Origin of the sequence: Coleofasciculus sp. (genome assembly GCF_046539235.1) — a bacterium.
In the GTDB taxonomy this organism is placed as follows: Bacteria; Cyanobacteriota; Cyanobacteriia; order Cyanobacteriales; family Coleofasciculaceae; genus Coleofasciculus.
The window spans coordinates 1-21,998 of record NZ_JBKHHI010000066.1; the positions used below are offsets into that span (position 1 = coordinate 1).

The following is a 21,998-nucleotide window of genomic DNA, read 5'->3' on the forward strand; positions in this document are numbered from 1 at the left end:
TCAGTTACGCTAGGGTAAGAGCCAGATGGAGTTTAGGATGGGATTGAAGAGTGCGATCGCGCTTTAGCACCAGTGAGTCAGTAGTTAGGCTTGCTGTCATCAGTCGCAGTAAGAACTTTAGTGGTTATTATAAGGAAAAATGGCAGATGTTACTGTACACCCGGAATGCCCCTTTTCAGAAGAAACCTTTAACCTTCTTGCACAACTGGAACCAGATTTCGATATAGCGCATGAAGCAGAATTCAAAAAGTATGTCGAACAGCCACTTCAGCAGCTTTGCCGTCAAGTGGCGGCTCAACTACCCAATGAGATTATTAAGCGTCTAGAACTGAAAGTTAAGAGATCTCAAAATTTTTCTAATGAAATCTGCTGTTTAGGTAGTTTTTATGACGAAATAACAATGCTTGATTTGAAAAATAATTTTGCTCAATTGTTTATATATATTGATTCAAATTGGCTAATTTTTGGATTGCTTATTCCTGATGAAACCAATGATAAAGAGCGATTCATTGAAAATGTAAAAACAAATTTTAATAAAGAAATTATTTTTCAGAATACTTGTCTACCTGATAACTGTGAGTTACACTTTTCATCTTCTGGTAAAAGTCTTGATCCCATTAATCGTTTGGGAGAGTGGTTAAAGCTTCTGACTCGCAAGAATAGTAGTACCAAGAATATTGAAGCCAGTGTGTTTCTCCAGCCCAATCAAGTTTTACTGTATTCTAGCGAACAATTAGCGAGTCAGATTAAACAGACTTTTGAATCTCTTTTTATTCTATTTTTAACGGCAAATTTTGATGATCCTATTGACGAAATAAGACACTATTTAAATTCCCACAACAATACTTTGGCAGAAAGATATTTAGAACGAGGAATTAGCAACTATAGAGAAGATAATTACCAAAGTTCAATTGAAGAATTTGATAAGGCTATAGAACAAGCTCCCAATTTAGCTGATGCTTATAGCTACCGGGGACAAGCTAAAGCTGAACTGGGAGACATTGAGGGAGCTATATCAGACTATAACCAATTACTACTCATTCAGCCTAAAAATTCTGAAGCTTACTATAACCGAGGCAATGCCTACCATAAGCTCAAAGATTATGATACAGCTATTCAGGATTACAATCAAGCTCTGAATATTAATCCTAACTTTGCTTTAGCTCATTACCATAGAGGACTTACCTACTTAGCACTGGAGAATCAAGAGAGAGCAATTGAGGATTTATGCAGAGCAGTAGAACTCTTTGAGCAGGAAAAAGACATGGATAAATCCGAAGAAGCGCAGAGTATTCTTAAAGCAATTCAGCCAAACTACTCTGAACCTTTATTTACGGAGATTTGTCAAAGTGTTCGCGATCAAGGTCTGCGTATCTCCCAAAGCACTCTGCGCCGCTATCACTTAGCTCTTAAAAGCCGGAAATTTGTAATTCTTTCTGGAATTAGCGGCACGGGTAAGACTTGGCTTACCAAAGCTTATGCTAATGCAGTAGAGGCTGAATATCTTTTAGTTCCAGTCGCTCCTAATTGGATGACTAACGAAGATTTGCTAGGTTATCTCAGTCCACTTGACAACAAATACCACGACACTGACTTTAGCACATTTCTAGAGAAGGCGGAAGAGGAGTATCAGCAAGCCCAAGTTGAAAAACGTACTCCTAAACCCTATCATCTAGTCTTAGACGAGATGAACTTAGCACGGGTGGAGTATTATTTCGCGAAATTCCTATCTGTAATGGAAGTGCGGATGCGTGAGGGAGTAGCCCAAATTAAGCTTGCGCCAGATAAACAAGTCTTACTTACCCCGAATCTCTACTTCATTGGTACAGTCAACGTAGATGAAACAACTCATAGCTTTGCGGACAAGGTTTATGATCGAGCGCAACTCATTGAGCTTGAAGCCCCTCGTCAGGATTTATACGAGCATTTGGGGGACGTTCCCTATCGTGAAATCCTGATGAAAATTTGGGATGAAGTACACACTATTGCTCCCTTTGCTTTCCGGGTTCTCGATGAAATCAAGACTTATGTAGAAGAAGCTGAAGCGTTGGATGTATCTTGGCAAGATGCTTTAGATGAACAACTTTTACAAAAGATTCTGCCCAAATTTAAAGGTACAGATGATCGGGTGGGTAAAGCTCTCAAAGCATTTGTAAATATTGCTGATGAGAAGGGCTTTACATTAAGTCATGAAAAAGCAACTAAGATGCTGGAAACATTCAATCAACATGGATTTACCTCCTACTTCTAAACTTAGGTTTCTCAACCATAAAGGTGAAGCATTACAGGCTCCGTTAGAGTGGCAGCCTGGTTTTATCGAAATTAAAGTTCCTAAAGAACAGTGGGAAGACGTGCGGCTTTGGCGGCAGGATGAAGAACTCTCAATCTCCCTAAAACGTTTGGCTAACAAGGCTCGAATTCTGGCTGATTGGCATCGCTCAAATCCGGGTTACTATCAACTGCGACTTGAATATCAAGGTGAAATTGAGGAGCAGATTATCACGGTTTGGTCTCAAAAGATTAGCCGCACAGCTTTTGCTCAGATGCTAGAGGATTTGGATGCTAGTCTTCCAACCGCCGTAGCCATAAGATTACAGCGTATTGGTGCTTTAGCTAGTCTCAAATTGCCACAACCAGGTGAGACGACTTTAGCACAGGAAATGGTTCGCCTGCGTCGAGCTGTCAATGGCACAGAAAACCGACCTGGGCTTACTAATATTCTAAGTGAACTTGCCGATAACCCTTACCAAATACTAAATACTAATCAGGTTTGGGTTAGGCAAGAGCAAGTTCGCCGACCTTCTCTTAGTGGGCTAGTCCAGGCTTTTAGTCGAGGACATAATTTAGATGCTAATGGGCGACCCATTCGCGTACCTGATACACGAGTAGAACATACTATTGATGTTTATGAAAATCAGTTAGTTAAGTTGTTTTTTGAGCTAGTCAATCAAAGACTGCGACGAGTTCGTTATGTCTTTGACGCTGACCCAAAAGGTAAGCCTCTGGATGAAGTAAACGCTCTGTTTGCACAACTGAAAAAGGCTCGACAGCAAGCCGCTTTTCTCGACCAGGTAAGTCAGCTTAAACGGCAACCTAATCAAATCACGATGGTTCTCTTAAAGCGCCCACCTTACCATGCCACTTTAGAAGGGTATCTAGAATTTATCAGAAGTCCTACAGTACGGTTGGACGAGTCAGACCTGGATGCACCTTTAGAGAATCTTCCTCATCTCTACCAGGTTTGGGGGACGCTTTGGGTAATAGAAACGCTACTGAAAGTCGCTCACAAAAAAGGATACCAGGTAGAAAAACAGTGCTTGGTGGGTCGGGATAAAAGCGGCATCTATGTCCGGGTTTTACCTAATAATCAGCCAGCATTAGTTTTAAGTCACCCTCAGCACCAAACCAGAGTCAAGCTAATTCCAGAACGAACCTATGGAAAAGATGGTGAACTGCACAGCGTCAGTTTCAAATTTCGTCCTGATATAGCAGTAGAGATCGAGCGACTTGATAGTTCTCAACAGGTTTACCTTTTTGACCCTAAGTATAAACTCGATAGTGAAACCCAGGACAATTTAGACAATCAAGGAGAGCCGCAGAAAGCAGATATTGAAAAAATGCATACCTATCATGACGCCATCCACGATAGAACGGGCAATAAAGTTGTGCAATATGCGGCGATTCTTTACCCGGGTTCCTACCAGTCATATTCCGGAGGAGAAATTGAGGCGCTTCCAGCCTATCCTGGAAATGAGGCTAAACTACAGCAGCACCTGTATCCTGTATTAGAGGACGCCCTCACGGTTGTGTAATCGCCTAAACTTATGAGTCTGGATGTCACTTATAAAATCCCTCTTGCCTTCATCCGTACAAAGAAAGGAGAAGGGGAGGCTTGAGATTTTACCTGTTGCGCTTGCTCCCATTCCTGGCGAATCTCACCATCGATTTCATCTTGGCGATCAAAATAATACACCATTGCTGCATGAGCTTCTGATCGCTTCAGATAAGGATGTTGACGGCACATTTCCTCAACTGACCAACCATAAGCGAGGTAATCCATGACAATCTGAGCCACACGCACACGCGGTATCCGCTGCAACCGTGCTGATTCACCTTCTGCTTTCTCAATATGCGGATAAATTACTCTTGATGTCATGGCATTTACTTATTAATATTAAAGCTTAAAATAACTATGTAACTATGATAGACGAACTCGCTCCGCCCTTAAATGGTGCAAGAATTAAGTAAAGCGATCGCGTGAATTCATGAGTCTGGATGTAATTGTTATCGGTAGCGGAATTGGTGGATTGACGGCGGGTGCTTTACTCGCCCGTTATGGGAAGCGGGTGCTAGTTTGTGAAAGCCATGCTATTCCCGGCGGTGCGGCGCATAGTTTCCACAGACAGGGGTTTGAGTTTGATTCAGGTCCTTCATTTTATTGTGGCTTGAGTCAGCAACGCCCCAGTCTTAACCCCTTACGGCAAGTTTTGGATGTCCTGGGCGAGTCGTTACAAACCGTTGCTTATGATCCCCTCGGACATTACCATTTTCCCGAAGCGACATTACCTGTGTACAGTGACGCCCAACGGTATCGAGAAGCCGTGGCGGAGATTACACCTCAAGGCGCGAAAGAATTAGCCCAATTTGAAAAACGCCTGCTGTCTCTCTATGAAGGGTTGCGAGAGATTCCGACAATTGCATTGCGATCAGATTGGCAAATAATTCCAGTTTTAGTGGGACGTTATTTACCCTCCCTATTAAAATTACTGCCTCACCTGGGACTTGTCCAGAATTCTGTGGGCAAAATCATGGATGAAACCGTGGGTGATCCCTGGGTGCGACGGCTAATTGATGTGGAATGTTTTCTGTTATCGGGATTAAAAGCACAGGGAACGATCGCGCCTGAGGTAGCCTTTATGTTAGGGGAACGTTCTCGTGCGGGTGTGGAGTATCCCGTTGGCGGAAGTCGGGCGATTGTGGAGGCGTTGGTGCGGGGGTTAGAACGCTGGGGCGGTGAGTTGCGCCTAAATGCCCATGTTGACCAAATTTTAGTCGAAGGGGGGAAAGCTGTTGGGGTACGGTTGCAACGGGGAGAGGTGGTAAACGCCCCGGTGGTGATTTCTAATGCCACAATTTGGGATACCTACAGCCAATTATTGCGCCCAGAAGATTTACCCAAAGCGTACCGGAAACAGTCCCTAGAAACCCCAGCCGTCGAGAGTTTCATGCACCTGCATTTAGGAATTCGGGCGGAGGGATTAGAGGGGTTGACGGGACATCATGTTGTGGTTCATGATGCTAATCGGGATATTACCGAACCGGGTAATACCTGCATGATTTCCATTCCCTCGGTATGGGATGCTAATCTTGCCCCTATAGGTCATCATGTAATTCATGCCTATACCTTAGAACCCTACCAGGGTTGGCAGCGTGATGATCAATATAAGGAGAAGAAAAAAGCGCGATCGCAATCCTTATTCCGGGCGTTAGAACGGGTGATTCCGGATATTCGAGAACGGATTACCTTAGAACTGATTGGTACGCCGTTAACTCATTCCTATTATTTGCGCCGCTATCAAGGCACTTATGGTCCAGCGATCGCAGCAGGTAAAGCCATGTTTCCCAGTTGTCACACACCGATTCCCGGATTGTATCGGGTGGGGGATAGTACAATGCCAGGAATAGGTGTCCCAGCGGTGGCGGGTTCGGGTATTCTTTGTGCCAATACCTTAGTTACACCCTCGCAAACCGCCGAGTTATTAGCATGTCTGGGTAAGCAGGGGTAATCGTGCGATCGCTCAATTGACCAACAGTATTCTAGAGTAAATGACCTGATGAGATAAAAAACCCAATCAGGAATCCTAAAATTGTGGAGAAAACCACGGAACTGCCTCCCAGTTCATAAGCTTCCGGCATCATTGTACTAGCAACCATGGCTAAGATTGCGCCGCCAGAAATAGCCTGTGCGATCGCGACAACGACCTCAGATGTATTATTTTGTAAAAAATAACCCGCAATGGCACATAAACCGCTGAGAATCACCACACCTATCCATAATCCTAAAATCTGACTCGTTTTCGTTCCCGCTTGTTTCATTCCCGTGGCGCTGGATAAGGCTTCTGGAAAATTAGAAATAAATACCGCCAATAAAAAAGACCAGCCCAAATCGCTATTGCCGGAATTCATGCCAATTACCGCCGCTTCTGGGATATTATCAATTAATGTACCCACCAGAATGGCAAACGGTGTGGACTGTTTCACCAAATTTTCTAGAGTCCTTTGATCGTCCCGGAGTAACAGATCAAGTTGAACTTGATCCATAACCTGCTGTCGCCACCGATCTAAACGATGTTCGACCACCATGCGTGACTCTGTTGCCACTTGCAGTCGTCGGGCTAAGGCGCGACTCAGGGACCAAGCCAGATGAGGCGACCAGGTGAGCATGGTGTTGAAATGTTCCCGGTGTAACTGATACAATTCCATTGGGGTGCGAGCAACCACGGTGGCAGAGCGCGGTTCTCCAGTCAGGAGTGCCATCTCACCAAAAACTTCTCCAGGTCCCATCGTACCGAGAACTTTTCGACCCTTGCGGACTTCGGCTTCACCGTCAACAATCATATAGAAATAGTCACCAGGGGTTCCGTCTTCACAAATTACGTCTCCGGGGTTGGCGTGAATGGGATTCAGAAACAGAGCGACTCTTTGGCGTTCCTTGGGAGGTAAATTTTGCATCACCTCAATATGGGCGATGCGATTGAGGACATCACTCACCTGATCAGCACCATGTTTAACCAGGTAGCGGCGACTGGATGCTGGTTTACGCAGGAATCCGCCATGTTGGTCAATATAGGATGTCAGTCCGGCAAATAACATCCCTCCTGCCATAAACCCAATTAACAGGGGGACAAAGCCACTGTGACGATACACCGGAATCGTAATTTCAAACGCGATCGCAGACAGTAGTGTACCACTGCCAAATGCCATAATCGTCGCCGATAAGTGGCGACTCGGTTGCCAAAAGACTCCGACACAGGCGCCCAAGGCTAAACTAGACGCGCCCAGAATTCCTTGCAAAAAGGCTGCCGTTGGCATAGATGGCTTGCATTTTTAGGTCAGTTTTCATCCTATCGGAGAAAGGGCATTACTGGATGTGGGATTGCCTACAAACGTTAAACTGAGGACAGGGGTATAACTAATTGATTTCTCTTTCAGGCATCAGATAACAATGATTGAACTCCTAGCCGTACTTTCGGTAGCAGCCGCCGTAGGAATGAGGATTGCTTTGCCGTTATTGGTGATTGGCTTGTTGCAAAGCGATAACCTCTGGAATGAAATTCCCCTGCTGTCTCGCATTCATCCTTCGGTTTTAGTCGGTATTTTGACCACCTTCTCGTTATTTGAATTATTTGCCTCAAAGAAGCTGATGGGACAGCGAATCTTACAAATCGTCCAACTCCTGTTTAGTCCTGGGGTTGGGGCGATTCTGGGTATTGCTGTCGCCCAGTTTGCCAACGCCCCGGCTGAATTTATTTGGATTGTCGGTATTGTCAGCGGGTTATTAGCGTTTGTCCTGCAATTGGTACAAGTTGGCTGGTTTTTTCGGTTGCGAGGTTTACCGTTATGGCTGGTTTTTAGCCAAGATGTTTTATGTGTGGCGTTGGTTATCTTTGCCTTTGATGCGCCTCAACAAGGGGGATTAATTGCGCTGATTCTATTGTGGCTAGCGATTCGCAGTTCTCAACAATGGTATCGTTTATATGGCAGGAACAATCGTTCGCGGCGATATCGGCAAGTTTTGTAGTTTGATTTAGGATTATATTATATCCTTTGGCTATGAAGTTGCCAGTGATGGGCGTTGGGCGCACGCTCCGTGCGCCCCTACAGTTGACTACCGCTACAACTTAGCTACCGCACCATCCCGACGCTTGTCGCCAGCACCGACAAGTAAACTATCAGAGGTTTTCATCACCGTATGAACCCCGCCAAAAAACAAATTCTTTTCCCGCCAACGCACAACCTGTTGGTTTGTCAATAATGGATTAAGTATTTCTGCTTCAGTTAAACCCGGTTCAACATTAAACCGACCATTTTCTCCATGGGTTCTCGGACTATTCACCGCTTGCTCAACCGTCATATTAAAATCTAAAATATTAGAAATAACTTGTAAAATAGCCGTTCTTATCCGATTAGAACCCCCTGATCCTAAAACAACTTCCGCCTGATTCTTCTGCAAAACAATCGAGGGAGACATCATCGACGAAATCCGCACATTTTCTTGCCACTGATGAAAACCTTGGGGATTTAAATCTGCCTCTCCTAACATATTATTCACCATAATCCCTGTCCCAGGAATCACATAACCCGACCCTTCCCCGTTAGACGTGGTAACACTAGCGGCATTTCCCACCTCATCGATAACACTAATATGAGTGGTACTGCCCCATTTATTTACCGTTTCTGCTAAGTCTTGTTGATACTGAGCAATAGAATCGTCAGCTAAAAATTGTTCAACAATATTCTCTTGATACAAATAATCATTCAACCCCGTCTGTCTGGCTGCATTTGTCAACTGCATAACCTGCGCCAGAATTTCTAAATGACGCGCACTGCCAAAGCACAGATTTGCTAAATCAACGGTAGATAATAATTTTAATGCCCAAGCTATCAATGTTCCACCGGAACTGGGAGGCGGGTTGGTGAATAAGGTATTGCCTCGATAATTAACCATTAAAGGTTGCCGTTCGATTACCCGATAATGCTTTAAATCCTCTAAGGTTAAATATCCCCCGAATTCCTGACAATCGTTGACTAATTGATGAGCAATATCTCCTTGATAAAATTCCCGAACTCCCTTTTTCGCTAAATACGCTAATGTATCGGCAAAGGCGGACATGGTTATCGTTACATCGGGTGCGATAGGTTTCCCGGTGAGAATAAAAACATTTTGTCCGTTTTGATTCGCCATAAGAATTGGCGTCAGAACTGAGGTTAAACAATAGTATTGAAATCGATTTAATTTAACCCCATGTTTCGCGTAGTGAATCGCGGGTTCGGCTATAACGTGGAAGGGTAAACTACCCAATCGTTGGTGAACGTGAAACAGGCCAGCCATATTTCCGGGAACTGCCATAGAACCTAGTCCAATATGAAACTCTTGGATAGCACCACCAAAATTAACATCAACGGGATAAAAATTAATTTCATCCTCAGGACGTTTTTGACGTGGGGTTTGGCTAAAAAAATCAAAGAGAATATTTTGATTCGTTTGGGTATGGGCTAAGAGGAAACCGCCTCCCGCGGCTGAGGTGAGTCCCGGTTCCGTGACAAAGGAGGCGAGAATCGCCGCAACCGCCGCATCAAAGGCATTACCACCAAGGCGAAACATTTCCCTACCCGCCTCAGCCGTTTTCTCATGTCCAGCCGCGATCGCGCCGCGTGTTTTTTGTGTCATAACGGTTAATATCTAGTCCGAATAACCACCAGAAGCTTTTGAGTTATAGCAGTTATTCACATCATCATAACTAGCATCAGGATCAGCATCCGGTTGTGACAGTTACCAAATTGTCTGGTTTTTCAGCCATCAGAGTGAGGGTTCGAGTGGCTTGTAGTAACCGCTTTAGCGGTTCTGAGGTTAGACAGTTTCCCTGAGAGGATAAATAGATTCAGTCGCCATTGACAACTTATAAAAGGCAAAGCAAGCAGGTATTACTAGCCCAAAGATTTATCTGGGTGGCGCGTTGTATTTTACGTTTATTAATGCGCTAATCGAAGAGTATATCTGGCGTTGGTTTGTGTATAAAAAATGTGAGGTATTGGTATCTGGGACAAAAGCCGTATTCTTGGCTGCAATGCTATTCACTCTCCATCACATTATTGCCTTAGCCGCTTACACTGCTGATTGGGGGGTTGTCCGATTAGGTTCCGTGGGCGTATTCATCGCTGGGGCAGTATGGTCATGGTGTTATCTCACCTATCGTACCTTATGGTCAAGTTACATCAGCCACATTCTCGCCGATTTAGCGATCGCAATTGTGGGTTGGCATCTGCTATTTGGGTAGCTAAGATGGTAATCATGAAATTTCTAAGTGTAAATTATGCCTAGTTTCATCTCTTTATGTCATTGAAATTGTAGGAGATTAACGGAGTCAGGCAAATGCGGCATAAAATACTGTTCGATTCATTCTAATTTTTAGACGAGAAGCACAGGAGTTACGATGAACAGATATCTGGATCAAATGCTGAAGCGGCGTCGCTGGTTACTGCTGAGTCTGTTTGTTGCTCTAGCTATTCTCACCTATTTTAGTCAACACGTTTAAGAACTATTTCCTTTGTCTCTCTTGTCCCTTCTCGGAACGACTTGGGCAATGTAAGGGATACACCCATTCCCTATTTTATTGCCTATTGCCGTGACCACTACTTATCGAGTTTGGCGCTTCCGCAGAGAAGTTGTACCCAAAACAGCCATCATCAGCAGACCTAACACTGAAGTAGGTTCAGGAACAGATTCCGACCTAGTGTCGGTCAAAGGAGGCATTGGCTCACCTCTATTATTCTCTGAGTCAGTTGGTGACTCTGGAGAACTTACAGTATCAGATTCAGCCAGGTTGCTGGCAAAGCTGAAATTATCGATTTGAAACGCTTCATTTGCCGCCGAGACAGCCAGTGGAGGTGACTGCATCGCAAACGATAGGGAATTAAAGGCTGTATCCGCAACAATTCCCAGGAAACCAGTACCTTGTCCCTGAAGATACTCCGAGAAGACGACTGTATCTATACCTGGTATTTCATCGAACAAACCCGAAACCGTTAATCCTCCATTACTGGTTGTTGAGCTAAAGTCAGCGCCGAATCCGAGTATTTGAGACGGAAACTCAAACTCGACACTCTCAGAACGACTGGGTGTAGAGGTATAAAATTGACCCGAACTCCAGACTGATGACACACCTGTAACCTGAATGCCACTCTCCAAGAGTAAGCTGTGACTGCTGCTTTGAGGAGTCGAGAAGGTCTCCGTAGTAATACCAGACACTGTTTCTTCCCAAGCCGTCCGGTCAGTGAACACAGTCACCGCTTCAGCCGGAGTCACACCTGTTCCCAAAGCCATCAAAGTCGCGCTAGCTGCTGTCATTGATAAGGTTTTCATGGCAGTTGATGTAAACATGGTTGCTTGAAAGTAAAGGTTTACGAGGACTCTTCTTTGAAGAAAAAAATCGGCAAGATGTAATTTGATGAAAAATAGATGGATTTAATTACATTTTTTTGTTCCCTCCTGGACAATGATTTAATTTGCTTGGTTAATTAAATACTGTCATATACGTATTTTTACTGTCTACTAAAACCACTTAACTTTGCAGAATCTTTGATATTATTCAAAATTATGAAGGTAAGCTTAAAAAGGCAAAGCCTTACACTGGTAAGGATTCAAGCGCTTTTCAGACCCTAGCTATTATAAAAAATTCATAAAGTAAATAGTGCTAAATATAAAAATATTGATTTATGAAAACTTTATCAAATTTGTAAAGGCTTTATCAGGTCTTCACAAAAGACCAAGATAAAAAAATATCCGTAAAATTCCGGAATACGGAAGTGGGGATAGATGAGGTTCTTGATCAAAACTTGGTAAAGTGCAATTATTTTTTATCAGAAGAAAATTCAAGTGAAGTTAAGCGTTCTATTGTTGATGCAACGCCGCAAGTCTTGTGGCTGATTTAATAGAAACAGCAAACCGATTCAACCCATGACCCGTTCCTTTATGTATCACCTTGGCTTTGGGCAAGATGACCTCGGTTCACCGCCGCCTACTCTGGCGCTGTTATCCGGTGATCCGCAACGCGCTTCTCAGATTGCTCAAGACTATTTGCAGGATGGGCGTCTGCTCTCGGAAAATCGGGGATTAAACAGTTATCTGGGCAAATTGTCCAATAATCGCCCCATCGTATCAGCGACGAGTGGCATGGGCGCACCGTCTGTGAGTATTGTGGTGAATGAGTTGGTGCAATTGGGGATTGAGACAATTATTCGGGTGGGGACTTGTGGGTCAATTCAAGAGTATGTCCCGGTGGGTAGTCTTGTGATTACTCGTGCGGCATTATGTCGCCAAGGTGCAGCTAATGATATTGCCCCAATTGAATATCCGGCGGCGGCTGATCCGTTTCTCACGGTGAAATTAGTGGAGGCGGCGCGGGAGTTAGGGATTGAGCATTATCTGGGGATTACGGCGTCAGTGGATACGTTTTATGAAGGGCAAGAGCGCACCGATTCGGCGAATCCTTATTTAAGGCGTTGGCTTCAAGGCATTACTCAAGAATATCGCCGTTTGAATGTTCTCAATTATGAGATGGAATGCGGCACATTACTGAAAATGGCAGGGGTGTATGGATTTGCGGCGGCTTGTGTCTGTGGTGTTATTGCCCAGCGAACGGCTGGAGAGGGGGTGATTGTCGGGGAGAAAGAGGTGGCTGTGCAGTGTGCGATCGCAGTTGCAGTCCGTGCAGCCGAAAACGTTGACTAGAACAGTTTACATAAACCAGCCGATTGATAGAGTCGTCTGAGAATCGCCAGAACCTTTTCCCCATACAATGGATCAGGTTAATCCAAGCAATCGCTTCGGTTAACTCCAATTCATCGGGTACGTCTAGGACAAAAACACTGGAACTGTTTCTGCAAGTCTGGGAAAATGCTCAGGATTTGTCACGACTACAAAAGGACTTAGCTGAAAAGATAGCCGTAGTTACATCCTTGTTATTTTATTCGGGCTAGCGTCGGAAAAATTCCAATAATACAAGTATGCTGCATCACCCAATTGTCTGGACTCACTCCGAGGCGGATTTGACAAAAAAACCGTTTAATGCATTTAGTGCCTAGTTGGGGTTTGCTACAGGGAGTTTCCCGTTTGTGCAGCAAGCCCTAAGTATAAATCTTTTAACCATCAATGGCTTGTTCCTTTTCCCTCCCCTGACAAGGTGAGTGCGGTAGAGACGCTGCACCGAACATCTCTACTCGTTCTTTAGTCAAAAAAGGCAACAATGTCAAGGATTATTTGGAAAACTCATAGACGACCAAAAGTCCATGGGCAGTTCCCAATCCTTGCTGGAAGTTCCACTCTAGATTCCGCAACAAATAGGCAAGTTGGGGTTCAACTAAATTGGCTCTAGGGTCTTCAAAACACAGCGTCGGTGCTGTGCGTACCACGTTGCGAATTGTGCGGATCGCGTCTTGGACAACAGGGGGATAACCCGCTTGCGGTTCAGCGAGTAACTTATGAGGGTTGCGCCACTGATCTAAAGCCTCAATGCAGGCATAAACCACTGCATTCCAAGCCTCTTGAAAATTCGAGAAGAAGCGATTGATGTGAGGATGATCCGGATGAGGACGATACTCAAAAATCAACTTAGACAAATCGGTGCGACAGTTGATTTCATGCAGAGAGTTAATCGCCGCCCGAATTGGAGGCGCTTCGGGATTAAATTCACGGGTATTCATGTGGCGACCCACCAAAATTGAGCGATCGCACAATCGTCGCCGGGAAATCTTTACCCCTTTACTCTCCGCTACGGCGTGGATAAACTGATCGAACTCCTCGCCACCCCAATACCGAATCTCGAATCGTTCCACCTCAATTTCGCCCCTAGCATCTGGGGGATAGATGTAGGACATCGAGTAGGTATTCATCGTGGATTGCTTCCCAGCCGATTCGCCCCAGTAGCGGGGCCACTCATAGGAATAGCGACCCAGAAAATCACCCACAAAAATGGCTTTGTCTCCGATATGGTCGCAAATATCGCCAATCACTCTGGCTAATGAGCGATCATTGAGGTGAGACAATGCCCCATAAGAAGAAAAGTAGATGTCGTAGGCAGGTTCCCCCACAGCAATGGGTAGCCCTTCATTCAAATCCGCGACCTCAAACTTGGTTTGCGGGTGGTCAGCATGGAGAGTCGCGGCTTTCTCAATCATCGCTGGACTGATATCCACACCCTTGTAGTGACCAATATCCTGATAATCCAGCACATTCTCAATCTGAGCATCGAGTGTTGGCGGAGTTTGGGGTAAACTCGTTAGAATACCTAAGCCTTCTCCTGCACCACAGCCCAAATCCATCACCCGAAGATCAGTTCCTTCGTCTTGCTTCTGGATAACTAGGGGGCTGAGAAAATGACTCATGACATTACGGTTAAAGCGGTCTTCCCATAACCGTCTCACATTGTCATGTTTACCAAATAAACCGGGAGAATGATGGTCATAAGCACCAATCGCTACAGCTTTGGCGTAATTTTTAAGAACGTCGAGTTGCTTCATGCGGTTGAGATTGTTGCTAATTATGGACATTCATCAATGCCTGATTCTATAAACGACTGGGATTGATCCCAGCGTCGCCTCAGATACAGCAAAAGCCAGTTAATCTTACCACGCTCTGACTTTGCCCGATTGACTGTTCATGGTGTGCTGTTGATCAGCCTTGACCCAGGATAAATTAGTTCATGAAGAAAATTTAAGCCAGACCGGACACAACAGACCAGGATGATCAACACCAACGAATTGCAAACACTAGCCAAAATAACGGAGCAGTTGCCCGATATCCTCAAGGATTTGCATCGCTCATATCAGCCTCTAAAAGCCGGATCAGTCGCCGACTATATCCCAGAGTTGGCGCAAGCGAATCCAGATTGGTTTGGGATTACTGTGGTGACTGTGGACGGTCAGGTGTATACCGTTGGTGATACCTCGATCCCGTTTACGATTCAGTCGATCTCAAAGCCGTTTGTCTATGGACTGGCTCTCGAAGATCGCGGACTGGACTATGTTTTGGAACGAATTGGGGTTGAACCAACCGGAGAACCCTTTAATGAAATTATTGAACATGAGGAGATCCAAGAGCGAAAGTATAATCCGATGGTGAATGCGGGAGCGATCGCAACCACCAGCTTGATTAAAGGCTTAGATTTGTATGAGCGGCAAACTCGCTTACTGCGTATGTTTCGCCGCTATATCGGTCGAGAGGTGCAAGTGGATCAGGCAGTGTTCCAGTCTAAGCAGAAAACCGATAACCTGAATCGCGCGATCGCCTATATTATGCAGAATTTTGGCTTGATTGAGGGCAAGATTGATGACATTCTTGACCTTTACTTCCAGCAGTGCACCTTAATGGTCAATTGCCGGGACTTAGCGGTGATGGCGGGGACTCTGGCAAATGCTGGCATCAATCCGATCACAGGAGAACGCGCACTGAAAGCTGATTATGTGAAAAACTTAATCAGCATTATGTACACCTGCGGTCTCTATGACTTCTCCGGTCAATGGGCGTACAAAGTCGGTCTCCCTGCTAAAAGTGGTATGTCTGGGGCAATTATTGGTGTAGTTCCCAACCAAATGGGCATCGCGGTGTTTTCTCCTCTTCTAGGAGAACACAGTAAAAGCCTGCGAGGGGTCAAGGTGTTTGAAGCCCTCTCTAAGCACTTGCGACTCCATGTCTTTGATAAAGTCGTTGAGATGTCAGGTTATTTGCCAGAAACGATTAACCAAGACGGTAACAACGGTGCTGACTGTCTGGACATTAACGATGAGCAGTTAGCGATATCCCCAAAAACACCGTCCTATCCCCAGTCGCGGGCAGTCGATGAAGGCACAACGAACACGCTACCGATGCGAGAACGCCCACCGAGAGTCATGCCAAAGCTTAACTCGGCAGCCATGATCGCTCAGTTGCATCTGAGTCCCACGTCCTTTATTACTGATTTGCGGGAATTGCATCGCCAGTATCTTCCCCTCAGACAAGGGAAAATTTATGTGAGCGAACCGGATCTGGTCGAGATTAACCCCGATTGGTTTGGCATCTGTGTGGTTACTGTCGATGGTCAAGTTTACACCGTTGGCGATTGGGAGCAACCGTTCTTAATTCAGTCCACCTCTAAAGTTTTTGCTTATGGACTGGCACTTTCGGATTGGGGACGGGATTATGTATTGAGTCGAGTTGATGTAGAACCAACCGGAGATGCCTATAACTCGCTAATCAAGGTTGAGGAGAACTCTAAGCGCCCCTATAATCCTATGGTGAATACAGGTGCGATCGCGATTACCAATTTAATTGAGGGAAAAGGACCCGCCCATCGGCTCAATCGCATTCTGGAAATGTATCGCCGCTATATTGGTCACCGTGTCTTTGTCGATACGCCCACCTTAGTCTCCGAACAGACAGCAGGCGATCGCAACTGGGCAATTGCGTACTTGCTACGGAACTTTGGCATGATTTCTGGGGACATTAAACAAACCCTTGATCTCTATCTCCAGCAATGTTCTGTAATTATCAACTGCCACGATTTAGCCGTGATGGGAGCCACCCTTGCAAACAATGGGATCAATCCGATGACGGGAGAACATGCCATTCATTCCCACTATGTCCAGGACTTACTCAGTGTTATGTTTACCTGTGGCATGTATGACTTTGCGGGGGAGTGGGTGTACAAAGTCGGGTTTCCAGCCAAGAGTGGTGTCGGTGGTGGCATTATTGGCGTCGTTCCCGGTGTGATGGGGATTGCCGTCTTTTCACCTCCCCTGGACAAGCGGGGGAACAGTATCCGAGGGATTAAAGTTTGTGAGGAACTATCGAGGCGCTTCGGCTTACACATCTTTCAATCATAAAGATTAGCCGCTCCATCTCCCCCATCTCCCAGACGTAGCATGAGGAGTCTCTACAAGCTTCCCCATCTCCCGGCTTTAACTAAGGGCGGGTTTTGTTGAAAGGTTATCGGTAGATATCCAAATTAAATGGCTAAACCCGCCCCGACAATTGACCCTTTGCTAAGCTCAAGGGTAGGCTTTTTACAGACGTGCCATGGCAAGTCTCTACACGACCACGAACTATGGTTACTGAACCGACGCTCTAAACGGGAGCATGTCACCTTTGTCGGTTGGGTTCTGGGAACGTAGACTCTGGCCTTCTCCAAGAGTAACCCAACTCCCAGGAACTCATGTTGGGTAACGCTTACGCTCTACCCAACCTACAATAACGTTTTGGGCTGTCCCTGACCTGCTCCCACTCTAAACTGGTCGTTCTGACCAACGAGCAACGTTCGCCAGAATTGATTCCGGCTGCTCAAACACATCCATAAATATCTGATGATAATAGCACTCTTCCGCAGAACGTAATGGCGCTTCTGGATGTTTCTGGCGATAGGCTTGGGCTTCGTCTTCACTCATTCCCTTTGCCAGCATTTGGGTTAATAAATCCACGGTGCCACTGCCTTCATCAAACTGCTCTTTTGTACGCCAAACTATTTCAGAAGGTAGCAGATCTTCAAATGCTTTTCGCAAAATCCATTTTTCTACTAATGGATCACCCGACAGTTTTAAATGGGCGGGAATTCTTTGACCGAGTTCAATCATTTTCAGATCCAAAAATGGAACTCGTCCTTCCAGAGAGTGAGCCATGGTTAAACGGTCTACTCGCTGTAAGTTAATATTGTGCAGGCTAGTCACTGAGCGACGCAATTCGCGATGTAGTGTATCGTTATCGGGAATGCCTTTGTAGTAGGTGTAACCCGCAAATAGTTCATCAGCCCCCTCGCCCGTGAGAATCACCTTGACATACTCGGCGGCGAGTCGTGAGGTAAAGTAACAGGGAATCGCACTGCGAACTAAGTCTTGGTCGAATGATTCCAAGGAATAAATAATTTCGGGTAGTTTTTCCTGAACTTCTTTGGGTGTAATTAGATATTCATGGTGAATTGTATCCAGATACTGGGAGACTAAACGGGCAGCTTTTATATCTTTACTCCCTTCAATTCCCACCGAGAAGGTATGCAGTTTCTCGATATGCTGTCTGGCTACCGCCGTGGTGATACTGCTGTCTAAGCCACCGGAGAGGAAGCAACCAAGGGGAACATCACTCATTAGCCGCTTGACGACGGATTCTTCTACCGTTTCCCGCACTTCGCGAATTAAAGCCTCTGCATCTGCGTCTACCTCTGGCTGAATATCTGGCACGTTGTAGAACGTAGAAAACCCGATTTCTGAGGAGAAAAAGGTGCCGGCTGGGAATTCCTGAACATTGTCGCAAAAATTCGCGATCGCTTTGAGTTCTGAGGCAAAAATAAACGCACCGTCTTTTTTACCGTAGTATAGAGGTTTAATGCCAATGGGATCACGGGCAGCAAAAAATTTATCCCCATCCGCGATCGCAAAAGCGTACATCCCATCGAGTTGGTCAACGGACTCGATTCCCTGATCTTCGTACAGATGCAAAATTGCCTCTGTATCGCTTTTAGTCCGGAACTTAAATCGTTCCGCTAACTGGGGAAGTAACTGGGGAAAGTTATAAATTTCGCCATTTCCGACAATCACTCGCGCCTTGCGATCGCCGTATATCGGTTGGTTTCCCCCTTGCGGGTCCATAATACTCAACCGTCGATGTCCCAGAACACCTGCCTTAATTGGAGACACAAACATTCCTTCAGCGTCTGGACCTCGATGGACTAAAGTATCCATCATCTTTTTAACGCTGCTTTGATCAATTTGCCCCCATATTCCAGCAATACCACACATTTATGCTATGCACTCCTTTTAGTTTGGGTTTCCATCGAGTGATTTTGCCAAGCCTATCAATTTTGACACATCGCTTAATCCGCATTTGTATCACAATTGGTCACATTAGCGGGTGTGTCGGTCGAATGTAAAGGATGAACTCTTGAGAGTGCACAGGTGCAAGAACGCTGAGAAGCAGAGGAGCAACTTTTTGTCAATTAGTCTCTTAATCATTAACCCACGCCACATCAAAGATTATGGCATGGGCAATATACAACCAACACTATCCCGTCCCAGTTGAAAACTGGAGATTCTCTTCGGGAAAAACTACAGGTTTCAACAACGTAGACGCGGTTTCCATCCGTTACACATTCGCGGGTACTTGCACCTTAGATGTTAACCGTTCGTAAGTGGCTCGCATCTTCAGCCCCACCAGAATCTGGAATAATCCAGAACCATTGTTAGAACCGGGATAGTCCTTATGCTTGAGCAACAGTTCGGTCATCTCACCATAGTATTTCGTGGAGGTATTGCTGAGGTGACTTTCGATGTAGATCATCTCCTCTAGATTGTCAAATTGACCATCCACTTCCAACACAGATACATCATGACCGAAGTAGCTATCCGGACCATAGTACAACTTGATCCCAGGATAAGCACAGGTCAACTTACGACCACAAGGTCTCCAGTCAATTGTAGACCCTTCATCAAACAGATAGACAGGTTCAAAGCCTTCTACACCATCTTTCTGAACCAAGCGCACCCGCAGGATCTTGCTTTCCTTGTCTTCTTTGAGAAGCTGAGTCGGTAATATCTGAATCACGACATCAGCAAACTCTTTTTGGGGTTCGATGTAAGCACTGAAGTCAGGGCGTCTAGCGTTAATGGATGCCAGAATATCTTCGTAGGTATGCCCTCGTTCTGCCATATCCCGCTGGATTTTCCAGTTAATCTTGACCTCATCACTGATATCAAGATAAACACCGAAATCAACCAGCGATCGCACCCGCTCATCATAAAGGGGGTGCAATCCTTCGATTACCACGACTTTATTGGGTTCTACCCGTTCTGGTGGATCAAGTTCACCTGTCTCGTGGTTATAAATTGGCTTATCAATTGCCTGACCATTTTTGAGCGCTTTGATTTGCTCATACATCAGGTCAAAATTATTCGCCTTGGGGTTAAGCGCTGTCACCCCTGCCGCTTTACGCCCTTTACGGTCTAAGCTGTGATAGTCATCCAAGCAGATGACCGTCATAAACTCTTCACCAAACAAGTCGGCTAAGCGATGCAGAAATGTGGACTTCCCGCATCCAGAGTCTCCAGCGACGGCTATTAGTACCACGCGGTCTAACTGAGTGGTCATAGTTTCCCTCTAACGCAAAAAATAGTTTCAAATAGAGTTTCCAGCAATCCAATTCCTAAGTCTAGGGTCAACCCGTCTGTTGCTCGCGTGCCTTTAACCCGTTACGGATTTGCGACAGGTGTGAGTCTTCCCCAGGGGATAAGACTCAAGCCAGACAGGGGGTAAGTATTTTATACTAGCGGCTATTTGTGGATTGTACCAAAATGAGATTATGTCTACAAGACTTAACGTTTCTCCTTAATTCCTTAACATAATCCTAAAGTGAGTTGTGCAAATTGGAGCAAAAAATTTCAAATTGACTCGATTTTGACTATTGGTCGGTCAATGACCGATTTCTCCACCGGAGCCAGATGCTGAGAATTACCTCCTACCAGATGCCCACAGGAGTCATAAGAGTTGGAACTTTGCCAACTCAATCAATTAGACGTATTCTAGAGTATACATTGAACCTACTTCATTCCCCACCCAGTTGAGCCGAGTTAACGACTGTACACACTCCGCTTTGTCGTGAGCCTGTGGGCTGGAAGCCAAGTCTGTCGCCCAAACAGCGATTTGAGGCAATGCCACTCAGATTGGCATTACTGGGAATTCATCCCACACTGAATAAAAGTTACAGCGTGGGACATCTATTGCCGGATTAGCTAACCAGGGAATAACGGGAGTCCACCGCCAGGTATCAAGGTCAACGACCTGCCATCAACTCTACGGGATGAAGCGACTGAAACCCTGAGTGGGATGTTGCTTCATTCGTCACGAATTGATGAAATGTTGTACTGAGCAATATATCGTAATCGATTGGTTTAGAGAGAAATAACGCAATGTCTAGTAACACCACGCCCAAGAATCGACTATTTCTTTACGAAGTGACAGGTCTAAGTCAGAACACCGAAACCGACAAAATGGATTATCCCATTCGTCGCAGTGGTAATACGTATATTACGGTGCCATACAGTCGAATGAATCAAGAAATGCAACGAATCACCCGCATGGGTGGCAAAATCGTCAGCATTAAACCTCTTGATGGTGTGATGAATGCCAAGAATGGAATGAATGGCAAAGCCACTGAAGCCCATGCCGCGCCTTCCCCGGAAAATATCGTTCATAAAAAATCATCAAAAGAGGGTGTTCCTGTCAATCTGTACAAGCCCAAAAAACCCTATCTAGGCAAATGTATTGAAAACTACGAACTGGTTGCAGAAGGGGGATCAGGCACAGTTCGTCACGTTACCTTTGACATCTCTGACGGTGATATATGGTATTTGGAAGGTCAGAGTATTGGCATTATCCCACCTGGAGAAGATGAAAAGGGTAAACCCCATAAACTCAGACTCTACTCTATTGCTTCCACTCGTCATGGAGATCACGAGGATGATAAGACAGTTTCCCTTTGTGTTAGACAACTGGAGTACAAGCACCCAGAAACCGGGGAAACCGTCTATGGCGTCTGCTCAAGCTACTTGTGCAATCTGCCAGTTGGCGCCGATGATGTCAAGATCACAGGACCAGTTGGGAAAGAAATGTTACTTCCCGAAGATCCAGATGCTACCATCCTGATGATGGCAACAGGTACAGGAATTGCTCCGTTCCGGGCTTACCTATGGCGGATGTTGAAAGAAAAGCACGAAGACTACAATTTCAAAGGATTTGCGTGGCTGATTTTTGGTATCCCTTATACGGCAAACATTCTGTACAAAGAGGAATTGGAAAAACTCCAGCACGAGTTTCCCGATAATTTCCGTCTCACTTATGCCATCAGCCGGGAACAGAAGAACAAAGAGGGTGGCAAGATGTATATCCAGCATCGGGTGGATGAACATGCCGATGAACTGTTTGAGTTAATGCAGAAGGATAATACCCACACCTACATTTGCGGACTCAAGGGAATGGAAGATGGCATTGATGCCGCACTTTCGGCTGCTGCTGAACGGCAAGGGATGAACTGGGCTGATTTCCAGAAATCTATGAAGAAAGCCCATCGCTGGCATGTTGAAACCTACTAATACGGCTCCCTTGGTAGCTAAACGTCAAAGGTTTTTTGTCTAGCTTAGATTAGCGCGTCTACAGGTTGAGGATTGAATCCTCCCGTGTAGGCGCGTTCTTGGTTAGGGTGTCG

Annotated in this window: 15 protein-coding genes and 1 pseudogene; 9 read left to right on the forward strand and 7 right to left on the reverse strand. The window is 45.4% G+C overall.

The features are described 5' to 3' along the window. Nucleotides 1–139 precede the first annotated feature (139 nt). Both ACLFWI_RS08410 and ACLFWI_RS08415 read left to right on the forward strand, forming a co-directional pair. Nucleotides 140–2,251 (forward strand): McrB family protein, encoded by a 2,112-nt coding sequence (locus ACLFWI_RS08410; protein WP_446412569.1) that lies wholly within the window; start codon nt 140–142, stop codon nt 2,249–2,251. Beyond that, the gene (locus tag ACLFWI_RS08415; protein WP_446412570.1) at nt 2,229–3,812 is read left to right on the forward strand and encodes a DUF2357 domain-containing protein; all 1,584 of its coding nucleotides are present in this window, start codon (nt 2,229–2,231) and stop codon (nt 3,810–3,812) included. Before ACLFWI_RS08410 ends, ACLFWI_RS08415 begins: the two co-directional genes overlap by 23 nt. A gap of 29 nt (nt 3,813–3,841) precedes the next feature. On the opposite strand, the gene ACLFWI_RS08420 is transcribed toward ACLFWI_RS08415, so the two are convergent. After that, nucleotides 3,842–4,156, reverse strand: coding sequence for a DUF433 domain-containing protein (locus ACLFWI_RS08420; protein ID WP_446412571.1), 315 nt, complete (start codon nt 4,154–4,156; stop codon nt 3,842–3,844). Between the two features lie 109 nt (nt 4,157–4,265). Here ACLFWI_RS08420 and ACLFWI_RS08425 point away from each other — a divergent pair, with 109 nt between their 5' ends. Further along, on the forward strand, nt 4,266–5,786 hold the full coding sequence (locus ACLFWI_RS08425) for a phytoene desaturase family protein (RefSeq protein ID WP_446412572.1): 1,521 nt from the start codon (nt 4,266–4,268) through the stop codon (nt 5,784–5,786). Between the two features lie 31 nt (nt 5,787–5,817). On the opposite strand, the gene ACLFWI_RS08430 is transcribed toward ACLFWI_RS08425, so the two are convergent. Next, entirely contained in the window at nt 5,818–7,092 is a 1,275-nt protein-coding gene (locus ACLFWI_RS08430) for a cyclic nucleotide-binding domain-containing protein (RefSeq protein WP_446412573.1), read from the reverse strand. Nucleotides 7,093–7,225: 133 nt separating this feature from the next. Here ACLFWI_RS08430 and ACLFWI_RS08435 point away from each other — a divergent pair, with 133 nt between their 5' ends. Further along, nucleotides 7,226–7,801, forward strand: coding sequence for a DUF4126 domain-containing protein (locus ACLFWI_RS08435; RefSeq protein ID WP_446412574.1), 576 nt, complete (start codon nt 7,226–7,228; stop codon nt 7,799–7,801). Nucleotides 7,802–7,894: 93 nt separating this feature from the next. Here ACLFWI_RS08435 and ggt read toward each other — a convergent pair whose 3' ends face one another. After that, entirely contained in the window at nt 7,895–9,451 is a 1,557-nt protein-coding gene (ggt, locus tag ACLFWI_RS08440; RefSeq protein ID WP_446412575.1) for a gamma-glutamyltransferase, read from the reverse strand. Between the two features lie 286 nt (nt 9,452–9,737). Here ggt and ACLFWI_RS08445 point away from each other — a divergent pair, with 286 nt between their 5' ends. Then, nucleotides 9,738–10,058 (forward strand): CPBP family intramembrane glutamic endopeptidase, encoded by a 321-nt coding sequence (locus tag ACLFWI_RS08445; RefSeq protein WP_446412576.1) that lies wholly within the window; start codon nt 9,738–9,740, stop codon nt 10,056–10,058. Nucleotides 10,059–10,417: 359 nt separating this feature from the next. Here ACLFWI_RS08445 and ACLFWI_RS08450 read toward each other — a convergent pair whose 3' ends face one another. Further along, a complete protein-coding gene (locus ACLFWI_RS08450) occupies nt 10,418–11,143 on the reverse strand; it encodes a PEP-CTERM sorting domain-containing protein (RefSeq protein WP_446412577.1) in 726 nt (241 codons plus the stop codon). 594 nt (nt 11,144–11,737) lie between these two features. On the opposite strand from ACLFWI_RS08450, the gene ACLFWI_RS08455 reads away from it, so the two are divergent. Beyond that, nucleotides 11,738–12,511, forward strand: a complete 774-nt coding sequence (locus tag ACLFWI_RS08455) for a nucleoside phosphorylase (protein ID WP_446412578.1) — start codon at nt 11,738–11,740, stop codon at nt 12,509–12,511. A gap of 524 nt (nt 12,512–13,035) precedes the next feature. Here the strand turns inward: ACLFWI_RS08455 and ACLFWI_RS08460 are convergent. Continuing rightward, on the reverse strand, nt 13,036–14,328 hold the full coding sequence (locus ACLFWI_RS08460) for a class I SAM-dependent methyltransferase (RefSeq protein ID WP_446412579.1): 1,293 nt from the start codon (nt 14,326–14,328) through the stop codon (nt 13,036–13,038). 192 nt (nt 14,329–14,520) lie between these two features. Here ACLFWI_RS08460 and glsA (ACLFWI_RS08465) point away from each other — a divergent pair. Further along, nucleotides 14,521–15,477 (forward strand): annotated as a pseudogene (glsA, locus tag ACLFWI_RS08465) (glutaminase A); the annotation flags it as partial. Between the two features lie 213 nt (nt 15,478–15,690). Continuing rightward, the gene (gene glsA, locus ACLFWI_RS08470) at nt 15,691–16,638 is read left to right on the forward strand and encodes a glutaminase A (RefSeq protein ID WP_446412583.1); all 948 of its coding nucleotides are present in this window, start codon (nt 15,691–15,693) and stop codon (nt 16,636–16,638) included. Between the two features lie 399 nt (nt 16,639–17,037). Here glsA (ACLFWI_RS08470) and asnB read toward each other — a convergent pair whose 3' ends face one another. Together asnB and ACLFWI_RS08480 are read right to left on the reverse strand one after the other, a co-directional pair. Then, nucleotides 17,038–18,540 (reverse strand): asparagine synthase B, encoded by a 1,503-nt coding sequence (gene asnB, locus ACLFWI_RS08475; protein ID WP_446412580.1) that lies wholly within the window; start codon nt 18,538–18,540, stop codon nt 17,038–17,040. A 343-nt stretch (nt 18,541–18,883) separates the two neighbouring features. Next, entirely contained in the window at nt 18,884–19,885 is a 1,002-nt protein-coding gene (locus tag ACLFWI_RS08480; protein ID WP_446412581.1) for a phosphoribulokinase, read from the reverse strand. A gap of 818 nt (nt 19,886–20,703) precedes the next feature. Here ACLFWI_RS08480 and petH point away from each other — a divergent pair. Then, a complete protein-coding gene (gene petH, locus ACLFWI_RS08485) occupies nt 20,704–21,885 on the forward strand; it encodes a ferredoxin--NADP reductase (protein WP_446412582.1) in 1,182 nt (393 codons plus the stop codon). The last annotated feature ends 113 nt before the right edge of the window (nt 21,886–21,998 follow it).